The organism is Bacillus sp. B25(2016b), assembly GCF_001679765.1.
GTDB classification, from domain to species: domain Bacteria; phylum Bacillota; class Bacilli; order Bacillales; family Bacillaceae_G; genus Bacillus_A; species Bacillus_A thuringiensis_K.
The window spans coordinates 528,893-547,944 of the sequence record NZ_CP016285.1 but is presented as its reverse complement, the minus strand read 5'-3'; the positions used below and the strand labels follow the sequence as shown (position 1 = coordinate 547,944).

Sequence of the window (19,052 nt, the reverse complement as noted above, 5' to 3'; positions counted from 1 at the left end):
AAAACGCTTATCATCTCGTTTTCAGGGCAAAATACAGTAACGGTTGAAGAAAAATAGAACTTTTTTAGAAATTTTCTTTCTATTTCCATATAATTCTATTGACTTCTAAATATTTTGTAAATTAAAATGATTACATAAATATCCGTTATACAGGATTAGGGGGAAACAAAAATGGATGCAGCTTTAAAATTAGACAAAGCTGGAGAGCAACAATCACCAAAAAAACATCCACCAGGGTTATACTTGTTGTTCTTTACAGAGGCGTGGGAAAGATTTAGTTATTACGGAATGCGTGGCTTATTAGTTCTTTATTTAACAACGAGCTTAGTAAGCGGCGGTTTAGGATTTGATAAAGCAGTTGCAGTTCAAATTTACGGTATTTTCACAATGCTTGTATATTTCACACCTATTATTGGTGGTTGGTTAACTGACCATTTCATTACGAAGCGACATGCCATTACTATTGGTGGTATCATCATGGCAATTGGTAACTTTGTATTATTCTCAATGAACACAAAAACTGGACTTTTCTTAGGATTAGGATTATTAGTTATTGGTAACGGATTCTTCAAACCAAATATTTCGACTTTATTAGGTCAATTATATAGCGAAAATGATTCTCGTCGTGATAGTGCCTTCACTATCTTCTACATGGGGATTAACTTAGGAGCTCTTATCGCTCCATTCATTTGCGGTTACTTCGCAGATTATAGATACGGTTTCTTAACAGCTTGTATCGGTATGATTATTGGGCAGCTTGCCTTTAATTTCTTAGCACCTCGTTACTTAGGGTCTATCGGAACAACTGTTGTAGGTAAACAATCTAAAGAAAAAAATGCAAAAGCAATTGAGAAAAAACCTTTAACAACACAAGAGAAAAAACGTACTGCTGCAATTTTAATTTTAACTTGTTTCGTAGTATTCTTCTGGGCAGGATTTGAGCAAGCTGGTAGTTCTTTAACACTTTACACAGATAAGTTCGTAGATCGTACAATCGGTGGATTTACAATTCCAACACCTTGGTTCCAATCTGTAAACCCACTATTCATTATCTTACTAGCATTACCTGTTTCTGCGTTATGGATTAAGCTTTCAAAAACAAAAAATGGTGATTTGAAAATCCCAACAAAAATGGCATTAGGCATGATTTTACTAGGGATTGGATATTTAGTTCTAACTTTAGCTGTTTTAAAAACTGGTAGCGATGAAGGTAACATTACAATGAAAGCAAATTTACTATTCATTGTATTCACTTACATGTTCCACACAATCGGTGAGTTATTCTTATCACCAATCGGATTATCTATGGTAAGTGCAATCGCTCCTGTTAAATTAGCATCATTATTAATGGGTGTATGGTTAGCTGGTACTGGCTTCGCAAACTTATTAGCAGGACAATTAGCCGCTTTCACTCAATCTTTAGGATATTTAGAAGTATTCGCAAGCATCGGTATTATCGTAATTGTACTGGGATTAGTACTTCTGATGTTCTCTAAGAAAATTGCACATATGATGGAATAACAAAAAGACGCTTCTAAAATTAGAAGCGTCTTTTTTATTATTTCTCCTCTAAAGCTGTCACGTCCACATGAACGCTCTCACCAGGATTAGATACATCATACACTTGAGCACTCCCCTTCTGCTCATCACAGCTCTCAATCCATACTGGTACGCCCTCATATGTAACGTCAATTCTACTTGAAGAAGATAAGATTTGTTTCACACGTTTCACATCCATACTACTATCCCTCCTTTTGCTTACTACACTCCTTTCTATTTTTTCTTTTCCTTTTAGAATATATTCGGTAAGGCAGCATGTTGATTAATAGTCATTTCTTCCTCACATGCTAATATTTACTCTCTCGCTACCTTTCTGACAAATAAAAAAAGACGTATATTACATACGTCTTTTTCCACAATATTCAAATTTTATGAAAATAATGTTTTTACTACCGCACTTACTTTATCATTATGAATTTGATAATACACTTCTAATCCTCGTCTTTCAAAGCGCACTACTTTATTTTGCTTTAACTTCGTTAAATGTTGTGAAACCGTTGATTGCGGAATTTCTAATACTTCCTGTAGTTGTGTTACATTACATGTTCCTCTTTGCATAAGTTCCATTACTAGACGTAGACGAAGTGGGTGAGCTAACGCTCTTAACATTTGTACATCTTCTTCTGAAATACGACATTCGAATTGATTTTGGCTCATAAAGTTCCCCTCATTTTCGTTTTTATTTGCGTTTTTATGTTCTTTTTATTTATTTATATATCTGTTCTTATATTTCCTGTTACGACATAACTTTATCAACCTATAAAGCCGAAAAATTTTTCCATCTTTATCAGCAAAAATTCAGGAAAAAATCCTTGCTGATTTTGAATATTATACTATATGATATAACGAAAAAGCAAAATAATGGCCTACGAATACTTTGCTTGCAAACGTTGTTTTATCAGGCTTTTTGTTATATTTTCACCTCATTGAAATGCACAGTAACGGTATTGTAAAATACCGTCTATAATTGATAACCTATCGTAATGTAGTTGAACTATAATTAACCTCTTTGTTACGTTAAAAGGAATTTTCAGTAAAAAGAGATGATGTGATATTAAAAATTTGTTTCTAATTTTTTATTCGTATTGCAAGCGGTTGGACTATTGTGCAAAACTTCCTATTAAATCCACTCAACGTGCCTCCCTCACTAGATCAAACAGAACAGATAAATGCATATATTAAACTTTATACTCGATATAAAAGACAGCATCTAATATACACCAGAGAACATGCCATCTGAATAAGCAAAATAATATGCAAATAGTTTATACAGCACACTTAAATTCATTTGAGTGTGTTTTTTGTCTACTTTATGAACAAAGCTTTTCTTTTAACACTATTATGGAATAATTATACTTTTTTACGTTGACAATAGTGTTGAAGGAGAATATACTAAGCATGTAAGTTGATTGTGAATAGTTTCACAAATAATGTGAATTTCTTCACATATAATAGATAGGAGTTGTCATTATTATGAGTACTTGGACACAAATTTATGACCCATTAAACAATATTTGGTTATCTGCACTAATCGCAGCACTTCCAATCTTTTGTTTCATCATTTGTTTAATGGGATTCAAAATGAAAAGTTACATGGCTGGTCTTTATAGTGTGATCGTCGCTATTATCCTTGCAATATTTGTTTATAAAATGCCAGCAACAGTAGCTGTAGCATCTGCCGGATTCGGTGTTTTATCTGGATTTTATCCAATTTGTACTATCGTTATCGCCGCAATTTTCCTTTACAAATTAACTGTTAAAACAGAGCAATTCAATATTATTCGCGATAGTATTTCAAGCATTACAAATGATCAACGTTTACAAGTATTATTAATCGCTTATTCTTTCGGTGCTTTCTTAGAAGGCGCAGCTGGTCTAGGGGTTCCAGTTGCTATTACAGCTGCACTACTTGTGGGTATGGGCTTTAATCCATTAAAAGCAGCAGGTATTTGTTTAGTAGCTAATATTGCTGGTGGTGCTATGGGTGCTATGGGTATTCCAGTTACAGTGCCAGCACAATTAACTCAACTTGACGCATTAACTATTGGTCGTCAAACTGTTCTTATTTTACCTTTCATTAGTATTATTTTACCTTTCTTACTTGTTTCAATGGTCGATGGAATTAAAGGTATTAAAGAAACTTGGCAAGGTATTCTTGTAAGTGGTGTTTCTTTCGCTATTACTCAATTCGCTGTAACTTACTTCTTAGGTGCAGAACTTACTAATATTTTCGCAGCAGTTGTAAGTATGATTGCTCTTGCATTATTCTTACGTGTTTGGCAACCAAAATCTTCTACTAAAGAAGAAAAACAAGAAACTAAAGTATCACATACATTCAATCAAATTTTATATGCTTGGTCTCCATTCGTATTCTTAACTGCATTTGTAACAATCTTTAACTTAAAACCGATTAAAGCTTTATTTGCTCCAGATGGTGCGTTAGCAAACTTAGTATTTAACATTCAGTTCCCTGGTCTTCATAATGCTGTTATGAAAACTACACCAATTACAAAAGCTGATACACCTTTCGCAGCTGTTTTCAAATTTGATGTATTCTCTTCTACAACTACTGCGATTGTACTAGCAATTATCGTTTCACTTATTGTTTACCGCGTAAAAGGTAAAATGGTTAAAGAATTAATGATTGAAACAATGAAAGAATTAAAAGCTCCAGTATATACAATTTGTAGCGTTATCGCTTTGGCTTACGTAGAGAACTACTCTGGTATGTCATCTACACTTGGACTTGCATTCTCTTCTACTGGTAATGCATTCCCAGTTCTTTCTCCAATCTTAGGATGGATTGGCGTATTCATTACAGGTTCAGTAGTTTCAAGTGGTTCTTTATTCGCACCACTTCAAGCAGTAACAGCAGACCAGTTAAACATCGTTCCTTCTACACTCGTTGCCTTAAACGTAGTAGGTGGTACAATGGCAAAAATGGTTTCACCACAATCTGTAGCAGTTGCTTGTGCCGCAGTTGGACTAGTTGGTAAAGAATCTGCTCTATTTAAAACAGCAATGAAATACAGTTTAATCTTCTTAGCTGTTATTAGCTTACTTCAATTAAACGCTGTATTTAATATCTTTTAAAACTAAAACACCGATCCAAGAGGATCGGTGTTTTTCACATTACATTTTTTTATTTTTTAATAAAGAAGCTCCAGCAATTTCAGGGTGAGTCATTTCGAATGGATCTAAAATAATATCCAATTCCTCTTCTGTCAGTACACCATGTTCTAAACATAACTCCCTAACAGATTTTCCTGTTTCAATTGCTTCACGTGCAATACGAGATGCTACTTCATAACCAATATGAGGATTTACTGCTGTAATAATTCCAACACTTTTCTCAACATATTGCTTCAACAATTCTTCATTTGCCGTAATTCCTTCAATACAATATTCACGGAATACACGGAATCCATTATTCATAATACTAATAGATTGAATTAAATTAAATACAAGCACAGGCTCCATTACGTTTAACTCTAATTGTCCTGCTTCTGATGCTAAGCAAATTGTATGATCGTTTCCAATTACTTGGAATGCGACTTGGTTAATCACTTCTGCCATAACTGGATTTACTTTTCCTGGCATAATCGATGAACCTGGCTGACGTGCTGGCAATTGAATTTCAGCTAACCCAACACGTGGACCCGACGCCATAATACGAAGATCGTTTGCAATTTTAGACATGTTCATCATACATACTTTAAGTGCTGCAGATACTTCTGTGTATGCATCTGTATTTTGCGTTGCATCAACTAAATGCTCTGCACCAACAAGTGGGAATCCACTAAACGTTCTTAAATATTTTACCACTTGTTCAATATACGTAGGATTTGCATTTAATCCTGTACCAACAGCTGTCGCGCCCATATTCACTTCATATAAATGTTGACGAGACTGTTTAATTCTTTTTATATCACGCGCAAGCACTCGGCTATACGCTTCAAATTCTTGTCCAAGGCGAATTGGAACTGCATCTTGTAAATGTGTGCGTCCCATTTTAATAACGTGATCAAACTCTTTTGCTTTTTTACGAAAAGCAGAATGAAGTTCTTCCATTGTTATAAGAAGCTTTTCTAACATCATAAGAGTTGCAATATGAATCCCTGTTGGAAACGCATCGTTCGTTGATTGGGCCATGTTCACATGAGTGTTTGGGCTAATTTTCGCATACGCACCTTTTTCATATCCCATACGTTCTAACGCTCTATTCGCAATTACTTCATTTGTATTCATATTAATAGAAGTTCCGGCTCCGCCTTGAATAGGATCCACAATAAATTGATCATGAAACTTTCCATCAACAATTTCTTGCGCTGCTTCTGCAATTTCATGTCCAATGTCTTTAGCTAAGTAACCAGTGTCTATATTCGCAAGCGCCGCCGCTTTTTTCACAATTGCCATTGCTGTAATGAGTGATGGATGAATGCGATATCCTGTAATTGGGAAGTTTTCTACGGCACGTAATGTTTGTACACCATAATAAGCTGCACTTGGTACTTCTTTTTCACCTAAAAAATCTTTTTCTATACGTATATCCTTCGTTGCTATCATTTTTATCACCTATACTTTTTCATTCTAAATCCTTATCCAAAAAATCCGCCCTCTAAAAACACGAGTATCATTCAGAAGAATTTTTCAGTATCCACCTTCACTATATAGCACCTTTTTTGAAAGCGCAAACATTTATTTTTCTGTATATCCTTTTTATTAAAGTTTATAGAAAATCATTCTTCTACTTTCCTTATTTCCACTCGTTTAATTTGATGCATATCCTTTTCAAGGACTTTAAAATAAAAACCGTGTTTCTCAATAATATCTCCTTCAGCAACGATTTGTTTTTGTACCATAATCCAGCCACCAATTGTATCTACATCATCAGCAATTAAATGTATGCCAAGCAAATCATTTACTTCACTAATAAGCACTTTTCCCTCTACGATTTTATAACCTTCACTTACATGCTCTATAGGTGGATTCTCATCTTCATCGTATTCATCTCGAATTTCTCCAACAATTTCTTCTAAAATATCTTCTAGTGTAACAATCCCTGCTGTACCACCATATTCATCATACAATACAGCTAATGGAATGTGTTTTCTTTGCATTTGTAATAGTAAATCATGAATCGGAATATTTTCTAGCACTTCAATAACTGGCCTTGTATATGGCATAATCGAGCACTCCTCGTCCCGATTACCATCCATATACCGAATAAATAAATCTTTTACATTAACCATCCCAATAATTTCATCTTTATCTTCACCAAATACAGGATATCTCGTGTACTTTTCTTGCGCGATTACTTTAATATGTGTTTCAAATGGTTCGTCCTCATATAAGCCTACAACTTCCGTACGAGGTACCATAATTTCTTTTGCTACTCTATTATCAAATTCAAAAATATTATTTACATATTTAAATTCCCTTTGGTTAATCTCTCCGCTCTCATAGCTCTCAGATAAGATTAACCTTAATTCTTCTTCTGAATGAGCTACTTCATGTTCAGAAGCTGGATGTAATCCGAATAAACCAGTTACACCCCTCGCTGAACCATTCAAAGCCCAAATAAACGGATACATAACTCGGTAAAAATAAATAAGTGGTTTCGATAACAATAAGCTAACTTGTTCTGCTTTTTGTATAGCAAATGTCTTTGGAGCAAGTTCCCCAATGACAACATGTAAAAATGTAATTACTGCAAAGGCAATAATAAATGAAACTGTACTAGAAATTGCAGGTGAGAATTGCAATTTTAAAAACAACGGTTCGAGTAAATGTTTAATAGTTGGTTCCCCTAACCACCCGAGCCCTAAAGCAGTAATTGTAATACCTAGCTGACAGGCCGATAAATATTCATCTAAATTTGTAGTTACCTTTTTTGCTGCCAGTGCACCTCGTCTTTTTTCACTAACGAGTTGATCAATACGACTGCTACGTACCTTAATAATTGCAAATTCAACAGCCACAAAAAATGCTGTTAACCCAATAAGAAGGACTACCATCAATAATTTTAAAATATCCACATATGCTCTTTAGCTTTCTTAGCTAAAGTTACACCTCCTTTTTAAAAAGAAGTTTCACTTTAGTTTCTTCAATTATTGGACAGCAACTCTATATAAAATCCACCAATTTTCAAACCTCATACAATTCTAAAGGTAAAGCATCAGGGTCTTGGAAAAAGACGAATTTCTTCCCCGTTATTTCATCAATACGGATCGGTTCGGTCTCAACACCACATTGATTTAAATGCTTCATAGCTTCTTCTATATTTGTAACAGCAAATGCTAAATGTCTAAGACCGGCTGCTTCTGGAAAACTTTTGCGCTCAGGTGGATTTGAAAATGAAAATAATTCGATTTGATACTCTTCTCCTACACATAAATCTAATTTATAAGAATCTCGTTCCTTTCTATATACTTCATTCATTTCTTTAAACCCTAATATTCTAGTATAAAAATCCTTTGACGTCTCATAATTCGAACAAATAATTGCAACGTGATGCACTCTACATATATTCATACTCTCTCTATTCCTTTCTTTACCAAAGATGCATATTCTCCCTTGAAATGAAAAACATATATAGCAGAATATCTCTTTTAGGGGGCTTACCATGAAATTCATTACTTTTTTCGTCGGACTAATTGTTGTTTTCTTGCTCGCTTATATCGCTAGCAATAATAAGAAGCATATTAAATTTAAACCAATTTTTATCATGCTCATTATACAGTTAATTTTAACCTATTTACTATTAAATACAGAAATCGGCCTCATACTTATTAGAATCATTTCCAGTTTGTTTACCAAACTACTCGAGTATGCTGCTGATGGAATAAATTTCGTATTTGGTGGACTTGCAAATAAAGGTGAAATGCCATTTTTCCTTAATGTATTATTACCAATCGTCTTTATTTCTGTTTTAATTGGTATATTACAACATTTCAAAATACTACCATTTTTCATTCATTGGATCGGGTACTTTCTTAGTAAAATAAATGGTCTTGGGAAATTAGAATCTTACAACGCTATTGCTTCTGCCATTGTCGGCCAATCCGAAGTTTTCATTACAGTGAAAAAGCAATTAGCTCAAATTCCAAAACACCGTCTTTATACACTTTGTGCCTCTGCTATGTCAACCGTATCTATGTCTATCGTAGGTGCCTATATGACAATGATTGAACCTAAATATGTAGTAACTGCACTCGTTCTCAATTTATTTAGCGGTTTTATTATCGTACTCATCATTAACCCTTACGACGTTAAAGATGACGAAGATATTTTAGAAATCAAAGGTGAAAAACAAAGCTTTTTTGAAATGCTTGGAGAATACATTCTTGATGGTTTTCGTGTAGCCATTGTTGTCGGCGCTATGCTCATCGGGTTCGTCGCATTAATTAGTTGTATTAATGACCTGTTCCTCATTATATTCGGTATTACGTTCCAACAATTAATCGGCTATGTATTTGCACCTATCGCATTCCTTATCGGTGTACCAAGTTCTGAAATTGTCGCAGCTGGCAGTATTATGGCAACAAAGCTTGTAACGAATGAATTTGTCGCAATGATGGACCTTAGTAAAATTTCTAATAGCCTTTCTCCCCGTACAGTTGGTATTATTTCTGTTTTCCTTGTGTCTTTTGCCAATTTTTCTTCCATTGGTATTATTTCAGGTGCGGTAAAAGGACTAAACGAAGAACAAGGAAACGTTGTTGCGAGGTTTGGCCTTAAATTACTATATGGAGCTACTCTCGTTAGTATTTTATCTGCAATTATCGTAAGCATTATGTTGTAATTAGGTAAAATTTTATCATTTTCTTATCCCTATCTTTTGTATACAATAACGAATAGATGTCTTATACAGTGAAACTTTACTCAGAGGGGGCTATCCCCCCTCTGAGTATTAGCCTTCACCAATCGGGCTTTTACGGGCAGTTAACTCCCACCTAACTTCCTTGCATTCGCTGGACTTTGAGGTGGGAGTTTTACTGCCCGTTAATGCGGGATAAATAATCAAGACATCTATTTTTTATACATGTACAATCGTTTTTATTTAGCGTAAAATATTTTTTATGTGTTTGAGTACACTTCTAAATGTATACACTTTGATAGTTTTAAAGGAGAAAAAATGATGAAATCCGACACGAACAACAATACGCGAGCCAAAAAAGGACGCTCAAAGAAAAAACGCCTACTTTGGTTCCTTCTTATTCCATTACTAATTGTAGCACTTGGAGCAGGAGGCTACTCCTTCCATATATACAGTAAAGCAAAGTCCGTCTTAAATAATGCTTATGCTGAACTAGGTCGAGGAGATAAGTCCAGTAAACGTGAAAAAGCTGTTAAACCTATGACCGATAATATTTCTGTACTAATTATGGGTGTTGATGAAAGTGATATTAGGGAAAAAGGTTATGGAAAAGCAACTCGAACAGATGCGTTATTACTTGCAACAATTAATAAAAACGATAAATCCGTTAAACTTGTAAGCATTCCACGTGACTCACGCGTCTACATTAAATCACGTGATAAATACGATAAAATCACACATGCGCACGTATTCGGTGGTGTAGACAGCACAATTGATACGGTAGAGAACTTTTTAGATGTTCCAGTTGACTACTATGTAAAATTCAATTTTAAATCATTTATTAAAATTGTTGATTCTCTTGGTGGTATTACTGTAGACGTTCCAGTTGAGTTCACAGAGCAAAATAGTAAAGATGAAGCAGATGCAATTCATCTAAAAAAAGGACGTCAACATTTAAATGGAGAAGAGGCACTGGCACTAGCTAGAACTCGTCACATCGATAGTGATTATATGCGTGGCCAACGACAACAGCTTGTATTAGAGGCCATTGCTGAAAAGGCACTATCTCTTAATTCCATTAATAAAATCGGTGGCCTACTAGACGCTGTCGATAAAGATTTAAAAACCAATTTAACTTTTGATGATATGATGACAATTACAAAAAATTCAATGGATTCAAATTTAAAGATGGAAAAAATGCAAGTAGAAGGTACAGATAAATATATAGGTGGTATTTATTATTACGTTCCAAATGAAAAAAGCGTCGATACTATTTCAACTACCCTTCAAAAACATCTCGGTGTTACGAATAAAAATGAACATAAAAAATTATAATAAAAAGGCTGCTAGATCTTTCTAGACAGCCTTTTTATTATAATTTTCAACATATTTTTCATACACATTGTGACAATAAGTGACAATTATTACATCCGTGTAACATTTTTTATGAAAACGTTACACACGCAGTGAAAATAATAGTATACTAGTACGTACATAATGTTATTTTCATCATTTTTATACAAAAAATGTAATAAATATATTTATACATAAATTTCTGGGGGGAAATAAATGAAGCTAAGTAAAATACTGATTGGTTCTGCAATTGCCGGGGGCATATTACTTTGTGTAGGCGGTGTTGGGGGATATCAATATGTATCCAAATTAAATAATCAATTAGATACTACTGCATTACCAAATACTACATTTGAAGGTATTTCTCTCGATGGAAAAAATAAGAAAGACATTCAAGCAATTATTAATCAAAAGGTAACTGAATTAGATCAAAAATCCCTTACCTACATATTCCAAAACGATAAACAAACTTACACATGGAAAGATTTAGGGGTAAATTATAAAGAGAAAGATATTATTGACAAAATATTCAAAGAACAAGAAGGAAACGTAATGAATCGTTACAAAATGCGTAAGCAAGCTGAAAACGGTGAATTAAAACGGGACTATAAATTAACACCACAATTAAATACAACAGCTTATGAAACCTTTATAAAAGATAAATATAATGAAACATTAAAAAATCCTGTTAATGCAGAATTAAGTATTGAAGGCTCAACAGTAAATGTTAGTCAAAGCCAAAACGGAGAAAAAATTGATAAAGGAAAACTAAACAGTTTAACAAACGAAGCTATTACTACTGGTAAATCAGATGTTACATTACCAGTTACATTCATAAAACCAGAACGTTCTACAGAAGACATACAGAAAATGGGTATTAAAGAAGTCATTGCTGAATATTCTACTCCAATGGCTGGCCGTAACGGAAATCAATCATTTAACGTAAATAAGTCAGCTAATACTTTAAGTGGGGTTATTGTCGCACCTGATGAAACATTTAGTTTTAACGGCCGCGTTGGCGTAACTGATGCTGCACATGGTTATAAATCTGCAGCAGTATATTCACAAGGTAAAGTAATACAAAGTGCAGGCGGAGGAGTTTGCCAAGTCAGTAGTACATTATACAGCGCAGCTTTAAGGGCAGATTTAGGCATTGTTTCTCGAAGCAACCATTCAATGCCGGTAAATTATTTACCACTTGGGCAAGATGCAGCAGTAGCAGATTATGGTCCAGATTTAAAATTTAAAAATAATACAGGCAATCATATTTATATTCAAGCATTTTCAAATGGAGGTATTATTACTACACGCATTTTCGGTACAAATACTGGTAAAAATGTTGAAGTTTCTTCTCAAGTAATTAGTAGAACTAGTGATAAAATCACAGCAGTTACGTATAAAAAAGTAACACAAAACGGGGAAGTAATATCAAATGGACAAATTTCAAAAAGCGTATATAAAAGCGCTCCAAAAGAATAGATAATATTAACCGAATAACATAAAGAAAAAGGCGTGATTAAATCACGCCTTTTTCTTTTGCAGTAATAGTAAAAAAGTTTCAAGATGGTCTTTCGTTTCTTCTAAAGACCACATACGATTTCCTTGCTTCGCAGCTAATACACACGCCACTTCCCACGCGTTCTTTTTCTTCATATTTATTAATTCATCACGTAATTTCAAAACGATTTCTTCGTCTTCTTGTTCAATAAACTCTTCCATCACGCTTACTATTTCATCCTCATGAATACTTAACGTACAGTACGATTTAAGAAAGTATTGTAATGTCGTATACATAATGTACTCCCCCTTCTTATTTATCAGATGGATAAGAAGTAATAATCTTAAACCCTAATTCCCCTGACTTATCTCTTGCTAAAACAGTAACAGTTTTTACTAACTTGTCTTTTACACTCATATTTTTCTTTATTACCGTTTTTCCAACCGGGAATGAATGAGTTGTATTTAATACGAGACGAGCCTCTTTAGAATTTTTTAACCAATCTTGAATTTCCTTGTCGTGTTGCTTCAAGCTATCTTTTACAGCTTTCGTCGCTGTTTCTTTATCATAGTATGTACTTGCAGCTGACACTTTATCTGTCTTCAAGCGATTCTTCAAATCCTCTTCTGACTTGCCTACATGTCTTTCAATCGTATGACCATTTTTAGGTGGTCCTTCCATTTCATCTAAAATATTATCACTGATTTTTTCTACCGATGTAGCTTGATTCCCTGTCTGTTTCTCTGGCTTTTGTTCTTTTCCTGCACATCCGCTTAAGATCAGCATTAATGCCAATAAACTACTGAAGAAAAGACTGCTTATTCGTTTCATCATATCACCTCTTCCATGATTATTATCTCAACTTCACTAAAAGTCAATTTCACACGAAAAAACATACACATTTTTTAAATTCCTCACCTATTTTGCCATATTATCAACCGATTTTCATAGAATCGCTATTTTCTCCCCTTCTATAAATATACCCCTATATTTTTATGATTATTTCCCGATTTAATCCATCCCTAAAACCACCGGATAAACCCCATATCTAAAGGGTTTATCCGGTGGTTTATTAAAAATAAAAATATACCCCTGACTTAATATACCCAATACCCTTATATAGTATATTAACGGTGTTTTATCAACGTTTTCTACATTATGTAAATTTATCCTTGCCTATATAATCGAAATATGGTGTAATGCAAAAAAAGATAAAGGATTTTAAACAATGGCTGAAACGATTCAAAATTTCTTAACAGAATACTATTCAATCGCAATTCCACTTAGTATCTTAATTAACATCATCATTAGTCTTTTAGGTTTTATCCCTAGTATTTTTTTAACCGCCATTAATATACAGCTCTTTGGCGTAACAAATGGTACTGTTATTTCGATCGTAGGCGAAGCATTAGGGGCTATTATCTCGTTTTATATTTACCGCATGGGCCTTCAAAAGTTCACTCACGATAAAGTAAATAAGTATCCAAAGGTAGAGCGTCTTCTTTATGTAGAAGGTAGAGAGGCCTTTCTACTCGTTCTATCGTTTCGATTGATACCTTTCATCCCATCAAGTATCGTGACTTTATTTGCGGCTCTAGGTAAGATGTCATTACTCTCCTTCAGTATTGCCAGCACAATAGGGAAAATACCGGCCTTATTGATTGAAGTATATTCTGCATATCACGTTATAAATGGAACAAATGAAGCAAAGTGGATTGTAACAATCGCAGGCGCTATTGGATTGTTTTATTTGTGGAAAAAATGGAGAAAAAAATAAAGAAGGAGCATAGGCTCCTTCTTTATTTTTGAGGTATTTTATTAATAACTATCTCTTAAAGTCTTAGTTTACACCAACAGCACTATATGATTGCTTAACTGCTGCTACTTCTGCAGAGTTAGCACCATATAAATCCGCTGCAGCTTGTACTAATCCAGCACGTGCTTGACTAAAAGTAGTAGATTGAGTGAAATATTGCGTATTTGCACGGTAATAGATCGCTCCTACTTTATCTTTACCAATGCCATTCACAGTAACACCGTAATGCGTACCACCATTCGCTAATAAATAAGCTGCTTTGTTAATAATACCGCTGTTTGTATGAACACCACCATTGTCACTAGTACCAGTATAACGCTTAGAGTAGTGGTCTGGATCACCATATTTCGTTGGATCACTCATAGAGCGAAGCGCATCTCCAGCTTTACCAGGCGTATAAATATCTTCACCAATTTCCCAATCTGGGTTACGGTTATCATAATACTCTACTAATGTACCAAAAACATCTGAAATAGCTTCATTTAATGCCCCTGATTCATTTTGATAAATTAAATCTGAGCTATACTCTGTAACAGCATGCGTTAATTCGTGGCCAATTACATCAATTCCACCAGATAATGAAGTGAACGTTACACCATCACCATCTCCGTATACCATTTGTGAGCCGTTCCAGAATGCATTATTATACTTACTTCCGTAATGAACTGTTGATTTTAATGGTGCTCCTGCATCATTAATAGAGTTTCTATTAAATGTAGCTTTATAATAGTCATATGTTTTACCTGCATAGTAATGAGCATCTACTGCCGCTGCATCATACGCTGCATTGAAAACATTATCTGCATCTACCCATAAAGTTCCTGGTAATGTAGTACGATTTTTCGCATCATATGTGAAAATCGTTGCTCCGCGCGTATTATCTTGTAAGTAGTAAGATGAACCAGATAACGTTGTATTAAGTGATTTCGTATCTCCTAATACACCTTTACCAGTTCCTACTTTATTTGTTCCTGTTACAGGTTTTACTACTGCTTTTGCATCCTGTTTAGGAGCCTCTTGCTTAACTGGTGATTTATCTTCATTTGCTACATGATCCAATTTATTATATTTATTTAATACTTTACCGCTGTCTGCTTCAATGAAATAGTAGTAGTTTCCTGGACTTGGATCTAAGAAGTTTAAGTTTACAACGTATGCATATGTTGTTTCTTCACCATTTTGATATACATATAAGTCCGCTTTTGGTTCTACCTCATATTTTGGCGTTACCCCTAAATCTTGCTGCGCGATTTCAATTGCTTTTGCGCCTTCAATCTTATTTTTATTTTTCAACTTTTCCTTTTTGTCTAAATCAGGTGCAACTGTTCCAGACAATACTTTTAAAGAACCGTCTTTACTTACGTGAGCCACTTGAGTAGAACCCCATACAGGCACTCCTTCGTAAACTTGTTGCATACGTACTACTGTTGAATCAGTTACAGCATCTTTCTTCACTTGTTTCACTTTGAAAGAATCTTGCGCACTCTTTTCCCCTAACTTGTAATCACCTTTTGCTGCGTTTAAGTAATCAAACACAACAGATTCTGCTTTCTTACCAGTCGCTCCAGTTAGATCACCAGAAATAAACTCAGGTGACTGTACTGTCTCATTGTACTTCTTCGTAGAGAGTACATTTTTAGAATCCGCAAATGCAGAGCCTGTCCCTCCAAACGTAGTAACTGCCATTCCTGTCGCTAACACTAACGCTAAACTTTTCTTTTTCATGAACCTTCCCCCTAATAAAATTTTTTTGAAAAAGAGTAGTTTCATATTAGCATTATGTTTCTACTATTAATATACTAAAAATTCAATTAATTTATTTCTCAAGTTTTGTAGAATTTTGAGGAACAAATATTGAAAAACCCCTTTCCTGTTGGAAAGGGGTTTCTGTTAAGAATTTATTAACTCTACTACTTTTTCTCCTTGACCATAAATATCCGATGTCCAAGCATATTGCGGTTCCAATACCACTAATACAGCTACCAAAGCCAAAGCACCAATAATTATTTTTTTCATATTATTTTCCTCCCTTTTCTTCTAATAAATTAATTGCTAATTTATAGTAGTTATTACTTTCCTTAAATTCTAGTAATTCCTCGTGATATCCTGCTAGTTCTAAATACACCATTTTTAATTCCTTTTTATTTTCTTCGCCTCTAAAAAATGGGATTGCCTCAACTTCTAAAAATCTTTTATAAACATCTTTCGTTTCAAAGTATTTATTCTTAAGCATTGAAAGTATATATAGCATACTTTTATACTTTTCATCCCTCTTGGCAACATCTATCCCTTTATTAATCCAATCTTTCGCTTCTTCAAATTCTTTTAATTCAATACACTGCAAAGCGATCTCATACACTGCATCAATATAATTTAAATCCTCTTCCTTTTTGTACTTTAGGCATTGTAAATAATAATCTTTTGCTTTTGCATAATCTTTTAAGTTATAGTACAAGAAGCCTAAATTATTTAAAGCAATAGCTGTTATACTTTCTTTATCAGCAAAAGAATTTGCTTCCCTCAAAATATTATTATAAATAGATAGTGCTTCATTATATTGTTTTTTTTGTATATAACTCAATGCAATAAGTAACTGGCAATTTATCACATAACGGAATTTATATTCATTCTTAAATCCTTCCATTGCTACATTAGCAAAATGTAAAGTCATATGTTCAACTTCTAATTCATTATAAACAAGAGCCAAATTGAAATATATTCCATTCTCATGATAACCTTGTTCCTTTGCCATTACTTCTGTTCGAGTCAAATACTCCAATGCCTTCTTATATCTATGTTGTAAAAAATAATATAACCCTTTGCTATACGTATATAATAATTTTTGGAATGGTGAATACTTTTTGTACATCTTCTTTAAGCTCTCTAACTCTTTTTCGACAGCAGGAAAATCCCTTTTCATAATTAAATAACGTGTATACAGCAGTTTATAATAATTTATAATTTCAAAATCCAACACATGCTTCATTTCACCTTGCAACTCTTCATATATACGTTCTACTTGTTGCTTGTCCAAATGAACTAGTGCATTCAACCATTCGTCCAGCTTCCCCTTCACATCTTCTTCTACATCTCTCAAATCCGTCACAGCAATTTCTAGTCTTGTGCAGAGCAATTGTAGAATTTCTTCTGATGCTTCAATCTTTCCATTTTCAATCTTACTTAAGTATGAGACAGAACAAATGCCCTGACATAATTCTTCTTGTGTCATTTTTTGCTGTAGCCGTTTATAAAAGACTTGTTTGCCTATTTTTTCTAATGTTTGTTGCATTGTCCTCCTCCATTCTCATTACCCCCATTACTCTAATAATACATAAAATCTGGAGAAATATAAATTGATAAATATAAATTTTCTAAAAAATATGCATAATTTCATTTTTTTCTCTCTTGACTTCACATCAATATCTCTTCTTTGCTACGAATGGTGAAAAATTGGTATACTATAACCAAATTATGGAGGTGTTCTCGCGATGACTCATTATAAAGACGATAGTTATGCCTTACATACAGACCTATATCAAATCAACATGGCTTATACATATTGGAAAGATGGTATTCATAATCGCCGTTCTGTTTTTGATTTATATTTTCGAAAGCTTCCATTTGAGAACGGCTACGCTGTTTTTGCTGGCCTTGAGAAAATTGTAGAGTACATAGAAAATTTCAGTTTCACTGAAAGCGATATCGCTTATTTAGCAGAATTACAATTTGAAGAAGAATTCCTTCATTATTTACAAAATATGAAATTCACTGGGACGATTCGCAGTATGCAAGAAGGGGAAGTTGTATTTAATAACGAGCCTTTATTACGTGTTGATGCACCACTTGGTGAAGCACAAATTATTGAGACTGCCCTCTTAAATATTGTGAATTACCAAACATTAATTGCAACAAAAGCAGCTCGTATGAAACATGCTGCAAGTAATGATGAGCTTTTAGAGTTCGGCACAAGACGTGCCCATGAGTTCGATGCTGCCCTTTGGGGGACGCGTGCTGCCTTTATTGGTGGTTTCTCCTCTACAAGCAACGTTCGTGCTGGGAAACGCTTTGGGATCCCTGTAGCCGGCACACACGCTCACTCTTTCGTTCAAGCATATCGCGATGAATACGTCGCGTTTAAAAAATACGCTGAAACTCATAAAAAGTGCGTCTTTCTCGTTGATACTTATGACACATTGAAATCTGGTGTTCCAAATGCAATTCGTGTTGCAAAAGAATTTGGGGATCGTATTGATTTCTATGGCATACGTCTTGATAGTGGTGATATGGCTTATTTATCGAAAAAGGCACGAAAACTACTAGATGAAGCAGGGTTTACAAATACAAAAATTATCGCTTCTAGCGATTTAGATGAATACACAATTATGCACCTTAAATCTCAAGGAGCAAAAATTGACGTATGGGGCGTTGGGACGAAATTAATTACGTCCTTTGAGCAACCTGCATTAGGAGCTGTTTACAAACTAGTTGCGATTGAGGATACTGACGGAAAATTAAATGATACGATTAAAATTTCATCTAATCCTGAAAAAATTACCACTCCAGGACTGAAACGAATTTATCGTATTATCAATCGAGTTAACGATCATGCAGAAGGCGATTATATTGCATTAGATTCTGAAGAACCTGGAAAAGAAGAGCGCTTAAAAATGTTCCATCCAGTTCACACATATATAAGTAAATTCGTAACAAACTTTGAAGCCCGTGAACTGCATAAAGACATTTTCGTTAACGGTGAAAGAACATATGAACTGCCAAGTATATTAGATATTCAACAATATAACGAGCAGAGTCTCTCTCTATTTTGGGAAGAATATATGCGAACTTTAAATCCTGAAGAATACCCTGTCGATTTAAGCCAAGAGTGCTGGGATCATAAAATGAATTACATTCAAACAGTTCGAGAACAAGTTGAAAAAAACATACAAAAGTAAACAGAGAAGTTTCCCCTTCTCTGTTTTTTCAATACTATATGGATATTTGTAAAA

At 34.2% G+C, this 19,052-nt stretch carries 17 protein-coding genes; 7 read left to right on the top strand and 10 right to left on the bottom strand.

Annotated elements, in window-relative coordinates; all coding sequences use genetic code 11:
- Positions 1-171 precede the first annotated feature (171 nt).
- On the top strand, positions 172-1,521 hold the full coding sequence (locus BAQ53_RS02860; protein WP_000338314.1) for a peptide MFS transporter: 1,350 nt from the start codon (positions 172-174) through the stop codon (positions 1,519-1,521).
- Between the two features lie 37 nt (positions 1,522-1,558).
- Here BAQ53_RS02860 and BAQ53_RS02855 read toward each other — a convergent pair whose 3' ends face one another.
- Entirely contained in the window at positions 1,559-1,738 is a 180-nt protein-coding gene (locus BAQ53_RS02855) for an acid-soluble spore protein H (RefSeq protein ID WP_000382679.1), read from the bottom strand.
- A 191-nt stretch (positions 1,739-1,929) separates the two neighbouring features.
- Positions 1,930-2,217, bottom strand: a complete 288-nt coding sequence (locus BAQ53_RS02850; protein WP_000081428.1) for an ArsR/SmtB family transcription factor — start codon at positions 2,215-2,217, stop codon at positions 1,930-1,932.
- An 816-nt stretch (positions 2,218-3,033) separates the two neighbouring features.
- Here BAQ53_RS02850 and BAQ53_RS02845 point away from each other — a divergent pair.
- Positions 3,034-4,653 (top strand): L-lactate permease, encoded by a 1,620-nt coding sequence (locus BAQ53_RS02845; protein WP_000109096.1) that lies wholly within the window; start codon positions 3,034-3,036, stop codon positions 4,651-4,653.
- Between the two features lie 39 nt (positions 4,654-4,692).
- On the opposite strand, the gene aspA is transcribed toward BAQ53_RS02845, so the two are convergent.
- The 3 genes from aspA to gloA2 all read right to left on the bottom strand — a co-directional run bounded on the left by aspA (position 4,693) and on the right by gloA2 (position 8,094).
- The gene (aspA, locus tag BAQ53_RS02840) at positions 4,693-6,126 is read right to left on the bottom strand and encodes an aspartate ammonia-lyase (protein ID WP_208906470.1); all 1,434 of its coding nucleotides are present in this window, start codon (positions 6,124-6,126) and stop codon (positions 4,693-4,695) included.
- Between the two features lie 173 nt (positions 6,127-6,299).
- Complete coding sequence (locus tag BAQ53_RS02835) at positions 6,300-7,598, bottom strand: hemolysin family protein (protein ID WP_000353330.1); 1,299 nt, start codon at positions 7,596-7,598, stop codon at positions 6,300-6,302.
- Positions 7,599-7,707: 109 nt separating this feature from the next.
- Positions 7,708-8,094 carry an SMU1112c/YaeR family gloxylase I-like metalloprotein gene (gene gloA2, locus BAQ53_RS02830; RefSeq protein ID WP_001017680.1) on the bottom strand — a complete coding sequence of 129 codons (387 nt, stop codon included), beginning with the start codon at positions 8,092-8,094 and terminating at the stop codon, positions 7,708-7,710.
- A gap of 91 nt (positions 8,095-8,185) precedes the next feature.
- Between gloA2 and BAQ53_RS02825 the strand changes: the two genes are divergently transcribed.
- The 3 genes from BAQ53_RS02825 to BAQ53_RS02815 all read left to right on the top strand — a co-directional run bounded on the left by BAQ53_RS02825 (position 8,186) and on the right by BAQ53_RS02815 (position 12,211).
- Positions 8,186-9,364, top strand: a complete 1,179-nt coding sequence (locus BAQ53_RS02825; protein WP_000668864.1) for a NupC/NupG family nucleoside CNT transporter — start codon at positions 8,186-8,188, stop codon at positions 9,362-9,364.
- 333 nt (positions 9,365-9,697) lie between these two features.
- A complete protein-coding gene (locus BAQ53_RS02820) occupies positions 9,698-10,714 on the top strand; it encodes an LCP family protein (protein WP_002163841.1) in 1,017 nt (338 codons plus the stop codon).
- A gap of 234 nt (positions 10,715-10,948) precedes the next feature.
- The gene (locus BAQ53_RS02815; RefSeq protein WP_208906469.1) at positions 10,949-12,211 is read left to right on the top strand and encodes a VanW family protein; all 1,263 of its coding nucleotides are present in this window, start codon (positions 10,949-10,951) and stop codon (positions 12,209-12,211) included.
- 42 nt (positions 12,212-12,253) lie between these two features.
- On the opposite strand, the gene BAQ53_RS02810 is transcribed toward BAQ53_RS02815, so the two are convergent.
- Positions 12,254-12,526 (bottom strand): hypothetical protein, encoded by a 273-nt coding sequence (locus BAQ53_RS02810; RefSeq protein ID WP_000288805.1) that lies wholly within the window; start codon positions 12,524-12,526, stop codon positions 12,254-12,256.
- Positions 12,527-12,542: 16 nt separating this feature from the next.
- Complete coding sequence (locus BAQ53_RS02805) at positions 12,543-13,061, bottom strand: RNase A-like domain-containing lipoprotein (protein WP_000822689.1); 519 nt, start codon at positions 13,059-13,061, stop codon at positions 12,543-12,545.
- Positions 13,062-13,458: 397 nt separating this feature from the next.
- Between BAQ53_RS02805 and BAQ53_RS02800 the strand changes: the two genes are divergently transcribed.
- Positions 13,459-14,007 carry a TVP38/TMEM64 family protein gene (locus BAQ53_RS02800; RefSeq protein WP_000852223.1) on the top strand — a complete coding sequence of 183 codons (549 nt, stop codon included), beginning with the start codon at positions 13,459-13,461 and terminating at the stop codon, positions 14,005-14,007.
- Between the two features lie 63 nt (positions 14,008-14,070).
- Here BAQ53_RS02800 and BAQ53_RS02795 read toward each other — a convergent pair whose 3' ends face one another.
- From BAQ53_RS02795 to BAQ53_RS02785, 3 genes are all read right to left on the bottom strand, one after another.
- On the bottom strand, positions 14,071-15,771 hold the full coding sequence (locus tag BAQ53_RS02795) for a M4 family metallopeptidase (RefSeq protein ID WP_131251178.1): 1,701 nt from the start codon (positions 15,769-15,771) through the stop codon (positions 14,071-14,073).
- Between the two features lie 165 nt (positions 15,772-15,936).
- Positions 15,937-16,062 (bottom strand): NprX family peptide pheromone, encoded by a 126-nt coding sequence (locus tag BAQ53_RS02790; protein ID WP_000720172.1) that lies wholly within the window; start codon positions 16,060-16,062, stop codon positions 15,937-15,939.
- 1 nt (position 16,063) lies between these two features.
- Positions 16,064-17,335 (bottom strand): helix-turn-helix domain-containing protein, encoded by a 1,272-nt coding sequence (locus tag BAQ53_RS02785; protein WP_001187959.1) that lies wholly within the window; start codon positions 17,333-17,335, stop codon positions 16,064-16,066.
- Positions 17,336-17,534: 199 nt separating this feature from the next.
- Here BAQ53_RS02785 and BAQ53_RS02780 point away from each other — a divergent pair, with 199 nt between their 5' ends.
- Positions 17,535-18,998, top strand: a complete 1,464-nt coding sequence (locus tag BAQ53_RS02780) for a nicotinate phosphoribosyltransferase (RefSeq protein ID WP_000150187.1) — start codon at positions 17,535-17,537, stop codon at positions 18,996-18,998.
- The last annotated feature ends 54 nt before the right edge of the window (positions 18,999-19,052 follow it).

What these genes read in the sequence shown, in the direction of transcription:
- BAQ53_RS02860 (WP_000338314.1), top strand. Translation starts at nt 172, where the DNA reads ATGGATGCAGCTTTAAAATTAGACAAAGCTGGAGAGCAACAATCACCA.
- BAQ53_RS02855 (WP_000382679.1), bottom strand. Translation starts at nt 1,738, where the DNA reads ATGGATGTGAAACGTGTGAAACAAATCTTATCTTCTTCAAGTAGAATT.
- BAQ53_RS02850 (WP_000081428.1), bottom strand. Translation starts at nt 2,217, where the DNA reads ATGAGCCAAAATCAATTCGAATGTCGTATTTCAGAAGAAGATGTACAA.
- BAQ53_RS02845 (WP_000109096.1), top strand. Translation starts at nt 3,034, where the DNA reads ATGAGTACTTGGACACAAATTTATGACCCATTAAACAATATTTGGTTA.
- aspA (WP_208906470.1), bottom strand. Translation starts at nt 6,126, where the DNA reads ATGATAGCAACGAAGGATATACGTATAGAAAAAGATTTTTTAGGTGAA.
- gloA2 (WP_001017680.1), bottom strand. Translation starts at nt 8,094, where the DNA reads ATGAATATATGTAGAGTGCATCACGTTGCAATTATTTGTTCGAATTAT.
- BAQ53_RS02825 (WP_000668864.1), top strand. Translation starts at nt 8,186, where the DNA reads ATGAAATTCATTACTTTTTTCGTCGGACTAATTGTTGTTTTCTTGCTC.
- BAQ53_RS02820 (WP_002163841.1), top strand. Translation starts at nt 9,698, where the DNA reads ATGATGAAATCCGACACGAACAACAATACGCGAGCCAAAAAAGGACGC.
- BAQ53_RS02815 (WP_208906469.1), top strand. Translation starts at nt 10,949, where the DNA reads ATGAAGCTAAGTAAAATACTGATTGGTTCTGCAATTGCCGGGGGCATA.
- BAQ53_RS02810 (WP_000288805.1), bottom strand. Translation starts at nt 12,526, where the DNA reads ATGTATACGACATTACAATACTTTCTTAAATCGTACTGTACGTTAAGT.
- BAQ53_RS02805 (WP_000822689.1), bottom strand. Translation starts at nt 13,061, where the DNA reads ATGAAACGAATAAGCAGTCTTTTCTTCAGTAGTTTATTGGCATTAATG.
- BAQ53_RS02800 (WP_000852223.1), top strand. Translation starts at nt 13,459, where the DNA reads ATGGCTGAAACGATTCAAAATTTCTTAACAGAATACTATTCAATCGCA.
- BAQ53_RS02795 (WP_131251178.1), bottom strand. Translation starts at nt 15,771, where the DNA reads ATGAAAAAGAAAAGTTTAGCGTTAGTGTTAGCGACAGGAATGGCAGTT.
- BAQ53_RS02790 (WP_000720172.1), bottom strand. Translation starts at nt 16,062, where the DNA reads ATGAAAAAAATAATTATTGGTGCTTTGGCTTTGGTAGCTGTATTAGTG.
- BAQ53_RS02785 (WP_001187959.1), bottom strand. Translation starts at nt 17,335, where the DNA reads ATGCAACAAACATTAGAAAAAATAGGCAAACAAGTCTTTTATAAACGG.
- BAQ53_RS02780 (WP_000150187.1), top strand. Translation starts at nt 17,535, where the DNA reads ATGACTCATTATAAAGACGATAGTTATGCCTTACATACAGACCTATAT.